This is a genomic window from Nocardioides sp. Leaf285 (assembly GCF_001422955.1).
Taxonomy (GTDB): Bacteria; Actinomycetota; Actinomycetes; order Propionibacteriales; family Nocardioidaceae; genus Nocardioides; species Nocardioides kribbensis.
In genome coordinates this window covers 220,156-235,814 of sequence record NZ_LMNH01000001.1, presented here as the reverse complement: position 1 = coordinate 235,814, position 15,659 = coordinate 220,156, and the positions used below count along the sequence as shown (strand labels likewise).

14 protein-coding genes and 1 riboswitch are annotated in these 15,659 nt (G+C 75.5%); of the genes, 3 read left to right on the top strand and 11 right to left on the bottom strand.

What is annotated here, in order from left to right; translation table 11 throughout:
- Nucleotides 1-27: 27 nt before the first annotated feature.
- The 4 genes from ASF47_RS01215 to ASF47_RS01200 are packed head-to-tail and all read right to left on the bottom strand — an operon-like array spanning nt 28 to nt 3,039.
- Nucleotides 28-810 (bottom strand): thiamine phosphate synthase, encoded by a 783-nt coding sequence (locus tag ASF47_RS01215; RefSeq protein ID WP_056862209.1) that lies wholly within the window; start codon nt 808-810, stop codon nt 28-30.
- A complete protein-coding gene (locus tag ASF47_RS01210) occupies nt 807-1,589 on the bottom strand; it encodes a thiazole synthase (protein WP_056862208.1) in 783 nt (260 codons plus the stop codon). Before ASF47_RS01210 ends, ASF47_RS01215 begins: the two co-directional genes overlap by 4 nt.
- Nucleotides 1,586-1,786, bottom strand: coding sequence for a sulfur carrier protein ThiS (gene thiS, locus ASF47_RS01205; protein ID WP_056862207.1), 201 nt, complete (start codon nt 1,784-1,786; stop codon nt 1,586-1,588). The genes ASF47_RS01210 and thiS overlap by 4 nt, the downstream gene beginning before the upstream one ends.
- Nucleotides 1,783-3,039, bottom strand: coding sequence for an FAD-dependent oxidoreductase (locus ASF47_RS01200; RefSeq protein WP_056862206.1), 1,257 nt, complete (start codon nt 3,037-3,039; stop codon nt 1,783-1,785). The genes thiS and ASF47_RS01200 overlap by 4 nt, the downstream gene beginning before the upstream one ends.
- A gap of 112 nt (nt 3,040-3,151) precedes the next feature.
- Nucleotides 3,152-3,261, bottom strand: a riboswitch (TPP riboswitch).
- A gap of 96 nt (nt 3,262-3,357) precedes the next feature.
- Between ASF47_RS01200 and ASF47_RS01195 the strand changes: the two genes are divergently transcribed.
- Nucleotides 3,358-5,058 (top strand): fumarate hydratase, encoded by a 1,701-nt coding sequence (locus ASF47_RS01195; RefSeq protein WP_200918912.1) that lies wholly within the window; start codon nt 3,358-3,360, stop codon nt 5,056-5,058.
- 69 nt (nt 5,059-5,127) lie between these two features.
- On the opposite strand, the gene ASF47_RS01190 is transcribed toward ASF47_RS01195, so the two are convergent.
- Nucleotides 5,128-5,436: a hypothetical protein gene (locus ASF47_RS01190; RefSeq protein ID WP_056862204.1), complete on the bottom strand. Its 309-nt coding sequence runs from the start codon at nt 5,434-5,436 to the stop codon at nt 5,128-5,130.
- Between the two features lie 125 nt (nt 5,437-5,561).
- Nucleotides 5,562-6,014, bottom strand: a complete 453-nt coding sequence (locus ASF47_RS21525) for a DoxX family protein (protein ID WP_056862203.1) — start codon at nt 6,012-6,014, stop codon at nt 5,562-5,564.
- Nucleotides 6,015-6,159: 145 nt separating this feature from the next.
- Between ASF47_RS21525 and ASF47_RS01180 the strand changes: the two genes are divergently transcribed.
- Both ASF47_RS01180 and ASF47_RS01175 read left to right on the top strand, forming a co-directional pair.
- Complete coding sequence (locus tag ASF47_RS01180; protein WP_235558572.1) at nt 6,160-6,870, top strand: hypothetical protein; 711 nt, start codon at nt 6,160-6,162, stop codon at nt 6,868-6,870.
- A complete protein-coding gene (locus ASF47_RS01175; RefSeq protein WP_268778299.1) occupies nt 6,867-8,315 on the top strand; it encodes a class II fumarate hydratase in 1,449 nt (482 codons plus the stop codon). Before ASF47_RS01180 ends, ASF47_RS01175 begins: the two co-directional genes overlap by 4 nt.
- A 29-nt stretch (nt 8,316-8,344) precedes the next feature.
- Here ASF47_RS01175 and ASF47_RS01170 read toward each other — a convergent pair whose 3' ends face one another.
- From ASF47_RS01170 to ASF47_RS01150, 5 genes are all read right to left on the bottom strand, one after another.
- Nucleotides 8,345-9,829: an aldehyde dehydrogenase gene (locus ASF47_RS01170; RefSeq protein WP_056862201.1), complete on the bottom strand. Its 1,485-nt coding sequence runs from the start codon at nt 9,827-9,829 to the stop codon at nt 8,345-8,347.
- 130 nt (nt 9,830-9,959) lie between these two features.
- A complete protein-coding gene (locus tag ASF47_RS01165) occupies nt 9,960-10,931 on the bottom strand; it encodes an AraC family transcriptional regulator (RefSeq protein WP_200918911.1) in 972 nt (323 codons plus the stop codon).
- A 112-nt stretch (nt 10,932-11,043) separates the two neighbouring features.
- Nucleotides 11,044-13,425: a transketolase-like TK C-terminal-containing protein gene (locus ASF47_RS01160; protein WP_082499885.1), complete on the bottom strand. Its 2,382-nt coding sequence runs from the start codon at nt 13,423-13,425 to the stop codon at nt 11,044-11,046.
- Nucleotides 13,422-14,705 (bottom strand): CaiB/BaiF CoA transferase family protein, encoded by a 1,284-nt coding sequence (locus ASF47_RS01155; protein ID WP_082499884.1) that lies wholly within the window; start codon nt 14,703-14,705, stop codon nt 13,422-13,424. Before ASF47_RS01155 ends, ASF47_RS01160 begins: the two co-directional genes overlap by 4 nt.
- Nucleotides 14,702-15,643, bottom strand: coding sequence for a hydroxymethylglutaryl-CoA lyase (locus ASF47_RS01150; protein WP_056862199.1), 942 nt, complete (start codon nt 15,641-15,643; stop codon nt 14,702-14,704). The genes ASF47_RS01155 and ASF47_RS01150 overlap by 4 nt, the downstream gene beginning before the upstream one ends.
- Nucleotides 15,644-15,659: the final 16 nt, after the last annotated feature.

Below are 15,659 nucleotides of genomic sequence, written 5' to 3'. Positions count from 1 at the left end.
GCTCGTCCACCGCTCCGTCGTGACGGGTCAGCAGGGGGGCCGGCGGGCCGGCAGAGCGGCTGACGGGGCGTCACAGCTCGCGCTCGGGCGGGTGGAACGTGGGCGTCCGGGGGCGGGAGGTGGGCCCCCGGGTGGCTGGGAGGCCGGCGGCTGGGAGGCGGGCGGCTGGGAGGCGGGCGGGGGCAGCCGGGCCAGGAGGGCGGCCACCTCGGCGGCGGGGTCGCGTGCGCGCATGACGCCCCCCATCACGGCCACCCCGTGGGCGCCGGCGGCGAGTGCGGCGGCCACGTCGTCGCGGCCGATCCCGCCGAGGGCGAGCACCGGCACGCCGGCGTCCGCTGCCTCGGCGTACGCGGTCCGCGGCAGCGGCGGGAGGTGGCCGGGCTTGCTCGGCGAGACGCCGAAGGGCGACAGCACGACGTACGCCGCGCCCTCGGCCGCCGCCGTGCGGACCTCCCCCACCGCGTGGCAGGAGCGGCCCATGACCGGGCCGGCCGCCGACGCCGCCCAGCGGTCGGGTCGCTGGTGGGCGGCCAGGTGCACGCCGTGGGCGGCGGGGTCCGGCAGCCGCGAGGAGATCACCACCAGGCCGGGCAGCCGGGCGAGGGCGGCCAGCAGCGCGTGGCGCGCACGCGGGTCCAGGTCGGGCTCGCGCACGACCACCGCGCGCAGGCCGGCCTCCACGCACTCCGCGACGGTGCCCACCAGGCTCCGGCCCAGGCTCAGCTGGGAGCGGTCGGTGAGCAGCAGCAGGCGCGGCGGTCCGCCGGGTCCGGGCCACGGCGAGGGGCGGGTCGGCCGGGCGCTCACGCCCCTGCCCCGATCCGGCCCTCGACGGGGCTGGAGGCCCGGGCCCTGCGCCGGCGGGGCACCCGCCCGGCGTGCCGCGCGGCGTGACCGGCCTCGACGGCCAGCCGCAGGGCGCGCGCCATGCGCACGGGGTCCTCGGCGCGGGTCACGGCGGTCGCGGCGAGGACGGCGTCGCAGCCCAGCTCGAGCGCGAGCGCGGCGTCGCTGGCGGTGCCGACGCCCGCGTCGAGCACGACCGGCACGTCGACGGCGGCGACCAGGGCCTCGATGGCACGAGGGTTGAGCACGCCCAGTCCCGAGCCGATGGGCGAGCCCAGCGGCATCACCGCGGCGCAGCCGAGGTCGGCCAGCCGGCGCGCCACGACGGCGTCGTCGGTGGTGTAGGGCAGCACGGTGAAGCCGGAGCGCACCAGCGTCCCGGCGGCCTCGAGCAGCTCGACGGGGTCGGGCATCAGCGTGGCCTCGTCGCCGACGACCTCGAGCTTGACCCAGTCGGTGCCGAGCGCCTCGCGGGCCAGCTCCGCGGTGAGCACGGCCTCGCGGGCGGTGGTGCAGCCGGCGGTGTTGGGCAGCACCCGCACGCCGGCGCGGTCGAGCACGTCGAGCACCCCGCCGGGGCCCCGGGCGCCGGAGCGCCGCATGCTCACCGTGACCAGGCCGGGGCGGGCGGCCGCCAGCACGGCGGGCAGCAGCGCCACCGAGGGCAGACCGCCGGTGCCGAGCAGGAGCCGGGAGGCGAGCGCGACGCCACCGACTACGAGGTCGTCGTCGGTGCTCATCCGCCCTGCACCGCCGTCACGACCTCGACCACGTCGCCGTCGGCGAGGCGCCGGTCCGCCAGCTGCGCACGGGGCACGACGACGCCGTTGAGGGCGACCGCGCAGCCGCGCCCGGCGCCGGTGGGGGCCAGCAGCTCGGCCAGCGTGGTGGTGTCGTCGAGGCTGCGCGCCTCGCCGTTGAGCACGACGTGGGTCATGGGCGGTCTCCGTCCGGGTGGAGGTGTGCTGGGGCGGTCGGGTGGGGGTGTGCTGGGGCGGTCGGGTGGGGGTGTGCTGGGGCGGTCGGGTGGCGGTGCGGTGGCGCGGGCGGCGGATCGAGGCGGCGCCGATCGAGGCGGCGCGGGTCGAGGCGGCGCGGGTCGAGGGCGGGCTCGACGTGGCCGTGGTCGAGGTGGTCGGCCACCAGCGCGGCCACGAGCGGGGCGAGCAGCACGCCGTGGCGGAAGAGACCGACGGCCAGCACGGTGTCGCCGTCGGTGCCCGTGTCGCCGTCGGCGCCCGTGTCGCTGTCGGTGCCCGTGTCGCGGGCTCCCGGCGTCTCGCGCCCGCCGGTGCCCGTGTCGTGGCCGCCGTCGGCCCGACCCGCGGACCAGCGCGGCCCGGCCGGCCCCACGAGCGGCAGGTTGTCGGCCGTGGCCGGACGGTCGCGGGCGGTCGCCTCGAGCAGCTCGGCGCGGTCGAGCCCGGGCAGCAGCCGGCAGGCGGCCTCGAGCAGGCGGCGCACCCCGCCGGCGGTGACCACCGGGGGCGCGTCGTGCTCCTCGCTGGTCGCGCCGACGACCACCTCGCCGTCGGCGCGGGGCACGACGTAGACGGGCTCGCCGTGGACCCACCCGCGCACGGTGCGCTCGGGCGGGTCGTCGCTGCGCAGCCGCAGGACCTCCCCGCGCACGCCGCGCACCAGTCCGGTCGCGGCGATCCCGGTCGCGACCACCGTGCGGTCGACCGGGGCCCCCGACGGGGCCGGGAGGAGGCGGGCGCGGTGCCGGTCGAGCAGGGCGGCCACGACCTCGCGCGGGGCGACGCTGCCCTCGTCGGGCAGCAGGGCGGCTCCGGCGACGCCGGCGCCGAGACGCGGCTCGAGGCTGCGGGCGGCCCGTCCGCCCACGACGTCGACGGGCCGGCCCAGGCGGGCCAGCAGCGCGGCCTGGCGCTCGACCAGCTGGAGGTCGGCGTCGTCACGACCGACGAGGAGCGTGCCGCCCGGGCGCAGCGCGACACCCCAGCGGCGGGCGGCGGCCGGCCACAGCGCGAGGCTGCGCAGGCCCAGGTCGAGCAGCGCCTCCTCGCCGTGCCACACCTCGGCGGTGGGCGCGAGCATCCCCGCGGCGGCGTAGGACGCACCGCCACCGGGGGCCGGGTCGACGACCTCGACCTCGTGGCCGCGCCGCACCAGCTCGTCGGCGCAGGCCAGGCCGACGACCCCCGCGCCGAGCACCCGCACGCGCACGGGTCAGCCCCTCCGGGCCGAGCGGGGCGGAGCCCCGGCGCACCCCCTCGTCGGGGGACTCGACGGAGCGCTCGACGGCGGGCTCGGACGACGGGTGGTGGGACGTGACGACAGCACGGCTGCTCCTCGCTTCCTTCGCCGGCATGACCCGGATCAGGTTCGACGGTCGGAGCGGCTCAGCTCCCTCTCAGCTCGCTGCCGCGAGCTCCCGTGGTGGACGCCGTCGACCGTAGCAGCCGCTCCGGGCGCATTCCAGGGGTCGACCGCGGAGCGGGGTCCTGCCCCACGGGGGCGCGCCCAGGCGTAGCCTTGCGGCCCGTGGCCAGCGAACCCGACTTCCGGTACTCCGACCTCCTCCCCACCGGCAAGGACGACACGCCCTACCGGTTGGTGACCGACGAGGGGGTCTCCACCTTCGAGGCCGGCGGGCGCACCTTCCTCCAGGTCGAGCCGGAGGCGATCCGGCGGCTGACCGCCGAGGCGATGCACGACATCAGCCACTACCTGCGCCCGGCCCACCTGGCCCAGCTGCGGAAGATCATCGACGACCCCGAGGCCTCCGGCAACGACCGCTTCGTGGCGCTCGACCTGCTCAAGAACGTCAACATCTCCGCCGGCGGCGTCCTGCCGATGTGCCAGGACACCGGCACCGCCATCGTCATGGGCAAGAAGTCCGAGGGCGTGCTCACCGGCGCCGACGACGGCGAGGCGATCAGCCGGGGCGTCTTCGACGCCTACACCCGGCTCAACCTGCGCTACTCCCAGCTGGCCCCGCTGACCACCTACGAGGAGAAGAACACCGGCAGCAACCTGCCGGCCCAGATCGAGCTCTACTCCACGCCCGCCGCCGACGGCTCGCCGGAGTACAAGTTCCTCTTCATGGCCAAGGGCGGTGGGTCGGCCAACAAGTCGTTCCTCTTCCAGGAGACCAAGGCGATCCTCAACCCGAAGCGGATGCTGGAGTTCCTCGACGAGAAGATCCGCTCCCTCGGCACCGCCGCGTGCCCGCCGTACCACCTCGCCGTGGTCATCGGCGGCACGAGCGCAGAGTTCGCGCTCAAGACCGCCAAGTACGCCTCGGCGCACTACCTCGACAACCTGCCCACCGAGGGCTCGATGAGCGCCCACGGCTTCCGCGACCTCGAGCTGGAGGAGCAGGTCTTCGAGCTGACCCAGTCCTTCGGGATCGGCGCGCAGTTCGGCGGCAAGTACTTCTGCCACGACGTGCGGGTCGTGCGCCTGCCGCGCCACGGCGCCTCGTGCCCGGTCGCGATCGCCGTCTCCTGCTCGGCCGACCGCCAGGCGCTGGGCAAGATCACCGCCGAGGGCGTCTTCCTCGAGCAGCTGGAGACCGACCCCGCGCAGTACCTCCCCGAGCCGGAGGTGCAGGACCTCGTCGGCGCCGGCGACGTCGTGCGCATCGACCTGACCCGCCCGATGGACGAGATCCTCGCCGAGCTCACCCGCCACCCGGTCAAGACCCGCCTCTCGCTCACCGGCCCGCTGGTGGTCGCCCGCGACATCGCGCACGCCAAGATCCAGGAGCGCCTCGACGCCGGCGAGGAGATGCCGCAGTACCTCCAGGACCACCCGGTCTACTACGCCGGCCCGGCCAAGACCCCCGACGGCATGGCGTCCGGCTCCTTCGGCCCCACCACCGCCGGGCGGATGGACTCCTACGTGCGGTCCTTCCAGGCCGCCGGCGGCTCGAAGGTGATGCTGGCCAAGGGCAACCGCTCGAAGCAGGTCACCGAGTCGTGCGAGGCCCACGGCGGCTTCTACCTCGGCTCCATCGGCGGACCCGCCGCCCGGCTGGCCCAGGACTGCATCACCTCGGTGGAGGTGCTGGAGTACGCCGAGCTCGGCATGGAGGCGGTGTGGAAGATCGAGGTCGAGGACTTCCCGGCCTTCATCGTCGTCGACGACAAGGGCAACGACTTCTTCACCGACCCCTCCGGCGCCGTCACCGTGCCGCTGAGCGCGCTGGGCGCCGGCCTGCGGGTGCGCTCGCAGGAGTAGCCCTCCCCCGCGACGCACGACGCCCCCGCACCGGTCCGGTGCGGGGGCGTCGTGCGTCGCGGGGTCCGGTCAGGTACGTCGGGCGCCGGCGTTGGGGTTGGCGTTGGGCCCCGCAGGACCCTCGTCGACGGATCCGCTCTCGGCGTCGGGGGCGCCGGCGACGGCCTGGTCGGGCATGATCGGGTCGCCCGCGTCCTCGAGGTTGCCGACCTCGGAGAGCTGGCCGTCCTGGTCGCCGGGACCGGGGCGCTCGTGGGCGTTGTCCTTCTCCGCGGCGCGCTCCGGGTCGTGCTCGGTGTAGAGCTTCGAGCCGGCGGCGTCGGGCTTCGGCGTCGCGTGCTGGGATCCCTGGCCGGTGCCGGCCTCGTGGTCGCTCATCGGTCCTCCTCGCGGTCGGCGGGTCCGACCGTCTCGAACGTACTGCGCCGCCGGCCCGGCCCCGAGCCCACCGGGGGTCCCGGGGCCGATCCGGTCCCAAAGGGTGGGCGGGTCGGGTGGGCCGGTCAGGCCGCGACGGGCTCGCGGCGCGCTCCCCGGCCGGCGAGCACGTGGTCGAGGGCGAGTCGCCCCGGCACGACGCCGAGCACGAGCGCGCCGAGCCCCAGCGCGGCCACGAGCTCCCAGCCGCCCTCGGCGGCGAAGAGGCCGCTGCCGCGGTGCACGAACCACCACGCGCCGGCCATCGTGGCCGCCACCAGCAGGCCGGCGACCGGCGTGAGCAGCCCGAGCACGAGCAGGACGCCGCCGCCGAGCTCGGCCACGACCGCGAAGACGGCCGCGGCCGTGGGGGCGGGGATGCCCAGCTGGGCGAAGCCGTCGGCCGTGGCGCCCACGCCCTGGTCGACGAGCTTCTGCCAGCCGTGGGCGATGAGCACGGCGCCGAGCAGCAGGCGGGCGAGCAGGAGCACGACGTCCTGCGCGGCGGGGGGCAGACGGTTCCCGAGAACGGTCGACACGGGGGTTCCTCCAGGGGGGCGACGGGGGTCGGTAGTTGACGTTTCCACCACCGTAGGGAGCCCGACTGAGAGCGACCTGAGCCCCGCGTGACGGCCGTGTGACGCCCGGGTGACGTCGCGTCTCGCGATGGGCGAGGATGACGGGGTGCAGCCCGGAGCCGGTCCCGTCGAGGTCCACCACGTCGAGGTCGCCCGCGCCGAGAGCGCGCGCGGCGAGCTGGTGCTGCGCGAGCGCCGCGGCGACGACGGCTCGCGGGCGCTGGAGCTGCGCGCCAACGGCGTCTTCGTCATGGACACCGTGGAGGTGCACACCGAGCGGGCGCTGGCCCGTGCCGCGCTGGAGCTGTGCGAGGACCCGCGCGACGTCGTCGTCGGTGGTCTGGGCCTGGGCTACACGATGCACGAGGTGCTGGCCGACCCCCGGGTCGAGCGCTGCGCGGTGGTCGAGGTCGAGGAGGCGCTGGTCGCCTGGATGCGCGACGGCACCGTGCCGCACGGCCCCGCGCTGATGGCCGACGCCCGGGCCCGCGTGGTGGTGGCCGACGTCGCGGTCGCCCTCGCCGAGGCACGCCCCGCGTCGTACGACCTGCTGCTGCTCGACGTCGACAACGGACCCGACCACCTCGTGCACGACGCCAACGCCTCGCTCTACCAGGCGCCGTTCCTCGACCGGGCCCGCAGCGTGCTGCGCCCCGGCGGGGTGCTGGTGGTGTGGTCGGCCGACGCCTCCCCGCGCCTGGAGGAGACGATGCGCGCGGTGCTGGGCGAGGTCGAGGCGCGCCCCTTCCCCGTGCGCCTGCAGGAGCGCGAGGAGACGTACTGGCTCTACGTCTCGCGGGTACCGTCCCAGGTGTGAGCGACTCCGACCACCCCACCGACCACCCCGGCTCCCCCACCCGCACCTCCCCGGCCTCCGACGGCCCGCCGACGCGGGTCGAGCACGACAGCATGGGCGAGGTGGAGGTGCCGCGCGACGCGCTGTGGCGGGCCCAGACCCAGCGAGCGGTGGAGAACTTCCCGATCAGCGGCACGCCGATCGAGCCGCGGCTGGTCGCGGCCATCGGCCAGGTCAAGGCGGCCGCGGCGCGTGCCAACGCCGCACTCGGCATCCTGCCCGAGGAGCAGGCCGCCGCCATCGCGGCCGCCGCCGACGAGGTCGCCGCCGGCGCCCACGTCGAGGCCTTCCCCGTCGACGTCTTCCAGACCGGCTCCGGCACCAGCTCCAACATGAACGCCAACGAGGTGATCGCCTCGCTGGCCGCCCGCGCGGGCGTCGAGGTGCACCCCAACGACCACGTCAACGCCAGCCAGTCGAGCAACGACACCTTCCCGACCGCGATCCACGTGGCGGCCACCCTGGCCGTCACCGAGGACCTGCTGCCCGCCCTCGACGTGCTGGCCTCCTCCCTGGAGGCCAAGGCCGTGGAGTTCGCCGGGCTGGTGAAGTCGGGGCGCACCCACCTCATGGACGCCACCCCGGTGATGCTCGGTCAGGAGCTCGGCGGCTACGCCGCCACCGTGCGCTACGCCGCGGAGCGGCTGGAGTCGGTGCTCCCCCGGGTGCGCGAGCTGCCGCTGGGCGGCACGGCCGTCGGCACCGGCATCAACACCCCGCGGGGCTTCCCGCAGCGCGCCATCGCGCTGCTCGGCGAGCAGACCGGGCAGCCCTTCACCGAGGCCCGCGACCACTTCGAGGCCCAGGGCACCCGCGACTCCCTCGTCGAGCTCTCCGGGGTGCTGCGCACCTACGCCGTGGGCCTGACCAAGATCTGCAACGACCTGCGCTGGATGTCCTCGGGGCCCACCACGGGTCTGGCGGAGATCCACCTGCCCGACCTCCAGCCCGGCTCGAGCATCATGCCCGGCAAGGTCAACCCGGTCCTGCCCGAGGCCACGCTCATGGTCTGCGCCCAGGTCATCGGCAACGACACCACCGTCACCGTGGCCGGCGCCAGCGGCTCCTTCGAGCTCAACGTCGCGATGCCGGTGATCGCGCGCAACCTGCTGGAGTCGGTGCGCCTGCTCGCCACCTCCTCGACCCTGCTGGCGCGTCGCTGCGTCGACGGCGTCACCGCCGACGCCGGGCGCATGCGCGGCTACGCCGAGTCCTCGCCCTCCGTGGTGACCCCGCTCAACAAGCACATCGGCTACGAGGCCGCTGCGACGGTCGCCAAGCGGGCCCTCGCCGACGGCGCCACCATCCGCGAGACCGTCGTCGCGATGGGCTTCCTCGAGCGCGGCGAGCTCACCGAGGCCCAGCTCGACGAGGCCCTCGACGTGGAGTCGATGACGCACCCCTGAGCCCGGCGGGCGAGCCCGCCGGGGGCGGGTCAGCCCAGCTGGAAGGGGTCGCGGGTGCCGCCGGTGAGCTCCACGAAGACCGACTTGTCCTCGAGGTACTCCCCCACGGCGTCGCTGCCGTTCTCCCGACCGATGCCCGACATCCCGAAGCCGCCGAAGGGCATGTTGGGCGCCACGACGCGGTAGGCGTTGATCCACACCGTGCCCGCCCGCAGCCTGCCGGCCACCCGGTGGGCGCGGTGCACGTCCTTGGTCCAGACCGCCCCGGCCAGGCCGTAGGGGGTGTCGTTGGCCAGGCGCACGGCCTCGTCCTCGTCGCTGAAGGTGTAGGCCGACAGCACGGGCCCGAACACCTCCTCGCGCACGATGGTCGCCTCGGGCTCCGCGACGACCACGGTGGGGCGCACGAAGAGACCGCCGAGGTCGTCGTTGGGGCCGCCGCCGGTGGCGATGGTCCACCCCTCCTCGCGGGCGCCGTCGAGGTAGCCCAGCACCTTCTCGTACTGCGGGCGGTTGGCGACCGGCCCCATCTCGGTGCCGGCGTCGGTCGGGTCGCCCTGCACGATGCTCTCGGCGCGGGCCACGACCTTGGCGACGAGCTCGTCCTTGACCGACTCGTGCACGATCAGGCGGGAGCCGGCCATGCAGGTCTGGCCGGTGGCCGCGAAGACCCCGGCCACCAGGCCGTTGGCCGCCGCGTCGAGGTCGGCGTCGGCGAAGACGACCTGGGGCGACTTGCCGCCCAGCTCGAGGGTGACCTTGTTGATGTTGGCCACGGCGGCCTGGGCCACCTTCGCCCCGGTCGCGGTGGAGCCGGTGAAGGCGACCTTGTCCACGCCCGGGTGGGCGGCCAGGCGCTCGCCGGTGGAGCGGTCCCAGCCGGTGACGACGTTGAGCACCCCGGCGGGCAGGCCGGCCTCGTGCAGCACCTCGGCGAAGGCCACGGTCGAGGCCGGGGCGTGCTCGGAGGGCTTGACCACCGCGGTGCACCCGGCGGCGAGCAGCGGCGCGAGCTTGAAGGTGAGCAGCAGCAGGGGGCTGTTCCAGGGCGTGATCGCGCCGACGACGCCGACCGGCTCGCGCACGGTGTAGCCGAAGTAGGTCTGCGGCGCGAGCGCCGGCACGGTCTTGCCCTCCAGCTTGTCGGCCAGGCCGGAGAAGTAGAGGTACCACGCGCCGAGGCCCTTGAGCTGGCCGCGCATCTCCCGCATGAGCTTGCCCGAGTCGCGCACCTCCAGCATTGCCAGGCGCTCGGCGTTGGCGGTGATCGCGGCGGCGATGTCGCGCATGACCGCAGCGCGCTCGAAGCCGCTGCGCGCTCCCCACTCGCCCTCGAAGGCCGCGCGTGCGGAGGCCACGGCCCGGTCGACGTCCTCCGGCCCGCCGTCGGCCACGACGGCCCAGGGGCGGCCGGTGTAGGGGTTGGTCGACTCGAAGGTGCGGCCCGACAGGGCGTCGACCCGCTCGCCGTCGATGAAGAGCTGGAAGGTCTCGAGGTCGCCGGACTCGCTCACATGGACTCCCGTGGTCGGGGGCCGGCTCCGACGCCGGCCGTCGTCACGACGCTAGGCGGCCCGGCAGCGGGCCGACTATCCGTTGCGCGCCCGCCCCCGGCCGCTCAGCGCAGCGCGTCCCTGGGTGGGCTCAGCGCTGCAGGGTGGCGCTGGGCAGCTCGTCGAACTGCGCGCGGTACTGCTGGGCGAAGCGCGACTGGTGGAAGAAGCCCCAGCGCGTGGCCACGTCGGTGACGCGGGTCTCCAGCGGGTCGCTGGCCAGCAGCTCGGCGCGCACCTTGGCCAGGCGCACCCGGCGCACGTGGGCCATGGGCGACTCGCCCAGCTGCTCCTGGAAGGCGGCGTGCAGCGTGCGGACGCTCACGCAGCCCACCCGGGCCAGCACCTCGGGGGTCAGCGCCTCGTGGGCGTGCTCCTCGATGTGGCGTACGACTGGCGCCAGCCGTCCCAGCCGGGCCCGGTCGTCGCGGCCGGTGAGGTCGTCGGTGTACTGGTGGCGCCCGGCCAGCAGCAGCTGGGTCAGCACGTAGGACTCCAGCTGGCGGCGCGCCAGCGGGCTGTCGGCGAGCCCACCGGGCCGGTCGAGCTCGGTGGCCAGGAACTGCACCGAGCGCAGCAGCGACTGCCCGGCCGCCGACTCCAGGTCGAGGAAGAGGTCGAAGGCGACGACGTCGACCACCGGACGGCCCAGCAGGTCGGCGAGGTGCGACTCCAGGCCCGCCCGCGAGATCTTGAGGATGAGCTGCTCGGCGTCGTGGGACCACCGCACCGTGGTCTGCACGTCGGGGGTGAGCACCGTGCCGCCGCGCCGGGGCCGGGTGTGCGCGCTCGACCGGCCGCCGCGCGAGGCCCAGGTCTCCCCGACCAGGTCGAGGTTGACGTGGTAGCACACGTCGGTCGGCGGCATCCACAGCTCGGTCTCGGCCTGGTAGGTGAGGTAGCCCAGCGTGAGGTGACGGTCGGTGACGGCGTTGAGACGCATGTCGAGCACGTCGCTGCCGCCCTCGAGACGGTGGGGCAGGTAGACCGACGTGACGGCCTCCCGGGCCTCCTCGAAGCTGGTGGTGTGCACCACCGGAGCGCTGGTCAGGTAGTCGCCCACGTCGTCCCTCCCCGGCCGGGGAACCGCCCCGTGACCGTCGTCACGCATCGTAGGCGAGGCGGTGTAGCCGCACCTCGAGCGGCCCGCCCCGGGGCGGACCGCTCGGGGCCCCTCAGCGGCCCAGCAGGTCGAGGGCCGCCGAGGCGATGCTCGTGACGTCGATCCCGTGCAGGGCGTAGGCGTCGGGCAGGCTCGTGGACTGCCCGAACTGCGAGACCCCGAGGCAGCGCATCCGGTCGCCGCGCGCGCCGGCGAGGAAGGCCAGGGTGTGGGGGTGGCCGTCGAGCACCGTGACCAGCGGGGCGGGGTGACCCGGCGGCAGCAGCAGGTCGAGCACGCCCGAGCCGGTGCCGCCCTCGCGGTCGCCACGCTGCTGGAAGGAGCGCCAGACCAGGTCGGGGCTGGTCAGGCAGACCACGCCCGCCACGATCCCGCGCTCGCCCAGCCGCGTCGCCGCGGCGAGCACCTCGGGCATGACCGCGCCCACCCCGACCAGGGTGACCTGCTCCGTCGCGGGGTCGTGGTCGGTGATGCGGTAGCCACCGGCGACGGCCTGGCGGCGACGCCGCTCGCGCCCCTCCGGGTCCTCCGGCACCCGCGCCAGCGCCGGGTCGACCGGTCGGGTCGAGAGGCGGAGGTAGGCCGAGGTGCCGTCGGGGCGCCCGACCTGGTCCATGGCGCGCAGCACGCACCACTCCAGGTCGTGGGCGAAGGCCGGCTCCCAGGCCACGCAGCCCGGCTGCTCGAGGCCGATCGAGGGCGTCGACACCGACTGGTGGGCGCCGCCCTCGGGCGCCAGCGTGACCCCCGACGGGGTGCCGACGAGGATCGACTGGCCGCCGGCGTAGAGGCCGAAGGACCACGGCTCGAGCGCACGCCCCACGAAGGGGTCGTAGAAGGTGCCGATCGGGATCAGCCGCTCCCCCCAGCGCGACCAGGTGGCGCCGAGCTCGCCGAGCAGGCCGACGGTGTTGACCTCCGCGATGCCCAGCTCGATGTGCTGACCGCTCTGCGACTCCGACCAGCGCAGCAGCCGCTCGGCGTCGTCGGCGAACCAGTCGCGCCGCTCGGCCACCGACCACACGCCGGTCTTGTTGATCCAGCCGCCGAGGTTGGTCGACGAGGCGACGTCGGGGCTGCAGGTGACGACCCGGGCGGCGGTCTCGGGCGCGTCGCGCACCAGGTCGGCCAGGAGCCGACCGAGCGCGGCCTGCGTCGACACGGGCTTGCGGTGCTCGTGGCCGAGCTCGGCGGGCACGCTGAGCCGGCCCACCTCGGAGACCGGCGGCCGGGCCAGGTCGGCCGCGCGGCGGGCCGCGAGGCGACCGGCGGACGAGTCGGGGGCGAAGCCGACCCACGGGTCGTCCAGGGACGTTCCGGAGGCCTCCGCGAGGGCCTGCATCTGGGTGGCGTTGAGCAGCACGGAGTGGTTGTTGGGGTGGCCCTCGGTGGGCAGGCCCCGCCCCTTGACGGTGTAGGCGAAGACCACGGTGGGCCGGTGGTCGTCGACCGCGGCGAAGGTGTCGACGAGCAGGCCGAGGTCGTGGCCGCCCAGGTCGCGCACCGCCGCCGACAGCTCGGCCGCGGGCACCGCGGCGAGCAGGTCGCGCAGCGCGGGGTCGCCCTGGTCGCCCAGCACGCGCGCGGCCAGCTCGGAGGAGTCGGCGCGCAGCAGCCGCTGGTACTCCTCGTTGGGCATCGACTCCATGCGCCGGCGCAGCGCCTCGCCGCCGGGGCGCGCGAAGAGCTCGCCGATGCGGCGGCCCCACTTGAGGGTCACCACCTGCCAGCCGGCCGCCTCGAACATCGCCGCGAGCCGCTGGATCTGGATGTCGGGCACGACCCGGTCCAGCGACTGCCGGTTGAGGTCGACCACCCACAGCAGCTCCCCCAGGCTGGCGACCTGGGGGTCGGCCACGGCCTCCCAGATCGCACCCTCGTCGAGCTCGGCGTCGCCGAGCAGGCTGATGAAGCGGCCCGCCTCGGGGGTGGAGCCGGGGAACTGCGAGCGCACGTAGCGGTGGGCCATCGCCGCCCACAGCGTGGCGGTGGCCCCGATGCCGACCGACCCGGTGGAGAAGTCGACGGTGTCGGGGTCCTTGGACCGCGACGGGTAGGCCTGGAGGCCGCCGCGCTCGCGCAGGGTCGGCAGGTAGGAGGCGTCGAGGTCCCCGAGGAGGTGGTTGACCGCGTGGAGCACCGGCGAGGCGTGGGGCTTGACCGAGACCCGGTCGCGGTGGTCGAGACCGTGGAACCACAGCGCCACCATGATGTCGACCATCGAGGCCGACGACGACTGGTGGCCGCCCACCTTCACCCCGGTGTCGTTGGGGCGACCGCGGTTGGCCGCGTCGACGATGGCGCTGGCCAGCCACAGCACACGCTGGGAGACCTGCCGCAGGGTCTCGACGTCGACGCCGCGGGTGGCCTCGGGGCCGTCGGGGCCGCTCGGGACGTCGCCGCGGTCGGTGGCCTGCTCGGGGGTGCTGGTCACGCTGTCTCCTGGGATCCGGTGGCGGGGTCGGGCTGGTCGCACTCTGCCTCGGCGGTGCACGCGCGGCACGGGCAGGGTCGCCCGAGCAGACCCGCGACGACCTGGTGGGTGTGCTCGCCGAGGTCGGGCCCGACCTCGCCCAGCGGCAGGGAGCGCTCGCCGAGCACGGGCACGATCCCCGGGAAGGCGACCTCGCGGGTGGTGCCGCCGACGTCGACCGGGCGCCACTGCACCATGTCGCGGGCGAGGTACTGCTCGTCGGCCACGATGTCGTCGGCCTGGTAGATCGGCCCGGCGGGCACGCCCGCCTCCTCGAGGCGGGCGAGGACCTCGGCGCGGTCGAGGGTGCCGGTCCACGCCTCGATGGCCCCGTCGAGCTCCTCGCGGCGCTGCCAGCGCTGGGCGTTGCGCGCGAGCCCGGGGTCCTCGGCGAGGTCGGGACGGCCGATGGCGCGCATGTAGCGCCCGAAGATGCCGTCGGCGTTGCCGGCCACGACCACCGACTGGCCGTCGGCGCACCGGTAGGCGTTGGAGGGGGCGATGCCCTCCATGCGCCCGCCCGTGCGCTCGCGGAGCACGTCGTGGGCGCTGTAGTCGGGCACCAGCGACTCCATCATCGAGAACACGGCCTCGTGCAGCGCGACGTCGATGTGGCGCGCGGCAGGGCCCACCGCGGGCGCGGCCAGCCGGCGGCGCTGCTCGCGGTCGAAGAGCGACATCACGACGCCGAAGGCGGCGTAGAGGCCGGCGATGGAGTCGCCGATCGAGACCCCGACCCGTGCCGGCGGACGGTCGGCCTCCCCGACCAGCTCGCGCATGCCGCCGAAGGCCTCGGCGACCGCCGCGAAGCCCGGCCGCGCCGACAGCGGCCCGGTCTGGCCGAAGGCGGAGACACGGGCCACCACGAGCTCGGGGTTGACGCGCTCCAGCGTCGCGGCGTCCAGGCCCCACCGGTCGAGGGTGCCGGGGCGGAAGTTCTCCACCAGGGCGTCGGAGCGGGCGACGAGGTCGAGCACGGTGTCGCGCCCCTCCTGCGTGCGCAGGTCGAGCTCGACGGAGAGCTTCCCGCGGTTGATGGTGCGGTAGAGCATCGAGGTGTCGCCGGCGTAGAGGCGCCAGTTGCGCAGCTCGTCGCCGGTGCGCGGGCGCTCGATCTTGACCACCTCGGCGCCGAAGTCGGCCAGCAGCCGTCCCGCCGTCGGCGCGGCGATGAAGTTGCCCAGCTCCACGACCCGCAGGCCGGCCAGGGGCCGTTCGCGGTCCGGTCCGGCGGCGCTCATGCCGGGCCGCCGAAGTCGCCGGCGGGCACGAGCAGGCCCTGCACGGGGCTGTCGAGCCGCTGCGAGAGCCACCGCGCCACCTCGGCGGCGGCCGGCTGGTCGAGCCGGGCCGGCCCCGCGACGTCGACCCCGCCTCGCCGCAGCAGCCAGGCCAGGTCCTCGGTGGCGATGTTGCCGGTGGCGGCGGGCGCGAACGGGCAGCCGCCGAAGCCGCCGATCGAGGCGTCGAGGGCCACGCGCGCGCCCTCGCGCAGCGCCAGCCCGGTGGCCGCCCAGGCGTTGGCGTAGCCGGTGTTGCGGGTGTTGTGGAAGTGGAAGCGCAGCCCGGCGGCGCGCGCGTCCTGCGCCACGTGGGAGCCCAGCTCCTCGACCTGCGTGGGCACGCCGACGCCGACCGTGTCGGCCAGCGCCAGCTCGTCGGCGCCCAGGTCGAGGGCACGGTCGACGACGTCGCGCCAGCGCGCGGCGGGCACGTCGCCCTCGAAGGGGCACCCGAAGGCCACGGCGAGGGTGACCGAGACCGTGCGGCCCGCCTCGTGGCCGATCCTCACGACGTCGCGGGCCTGCTCGAGCAGGGCCGCGGTGTCGGCGCCCTGGTTGCGCACGGCGAAGGTGTCGGTCACCGGCACCACCATGTTGAGCTCGTGACAGCCGGTGAGCACCGCGCGCTCGGCCCCACGGCGGTTCAGCACCAGCCCGACGTACGTCGCGTCGCTGCGGTCGGGCAGGGCGGCGAGGAGCTCCTCGGCCCCGGCCATCTGCGGCACCCGGTCGGGGCGCACGAAGCTCGCGACCTCCAGTCGCCGCAGCCCGAGGTCGAGCAGCCGCTCGACCAGGGCCACCCGGGTCTCGACGGGGAGCGCGCGGTCCTCGTTCTGCAGGCCGTCGCGCGGGCCGACCTCGACCAGCTCGACGGGGGTGCGGGGGGCGCCGGTCACGCGGGCTCCTTCTTCC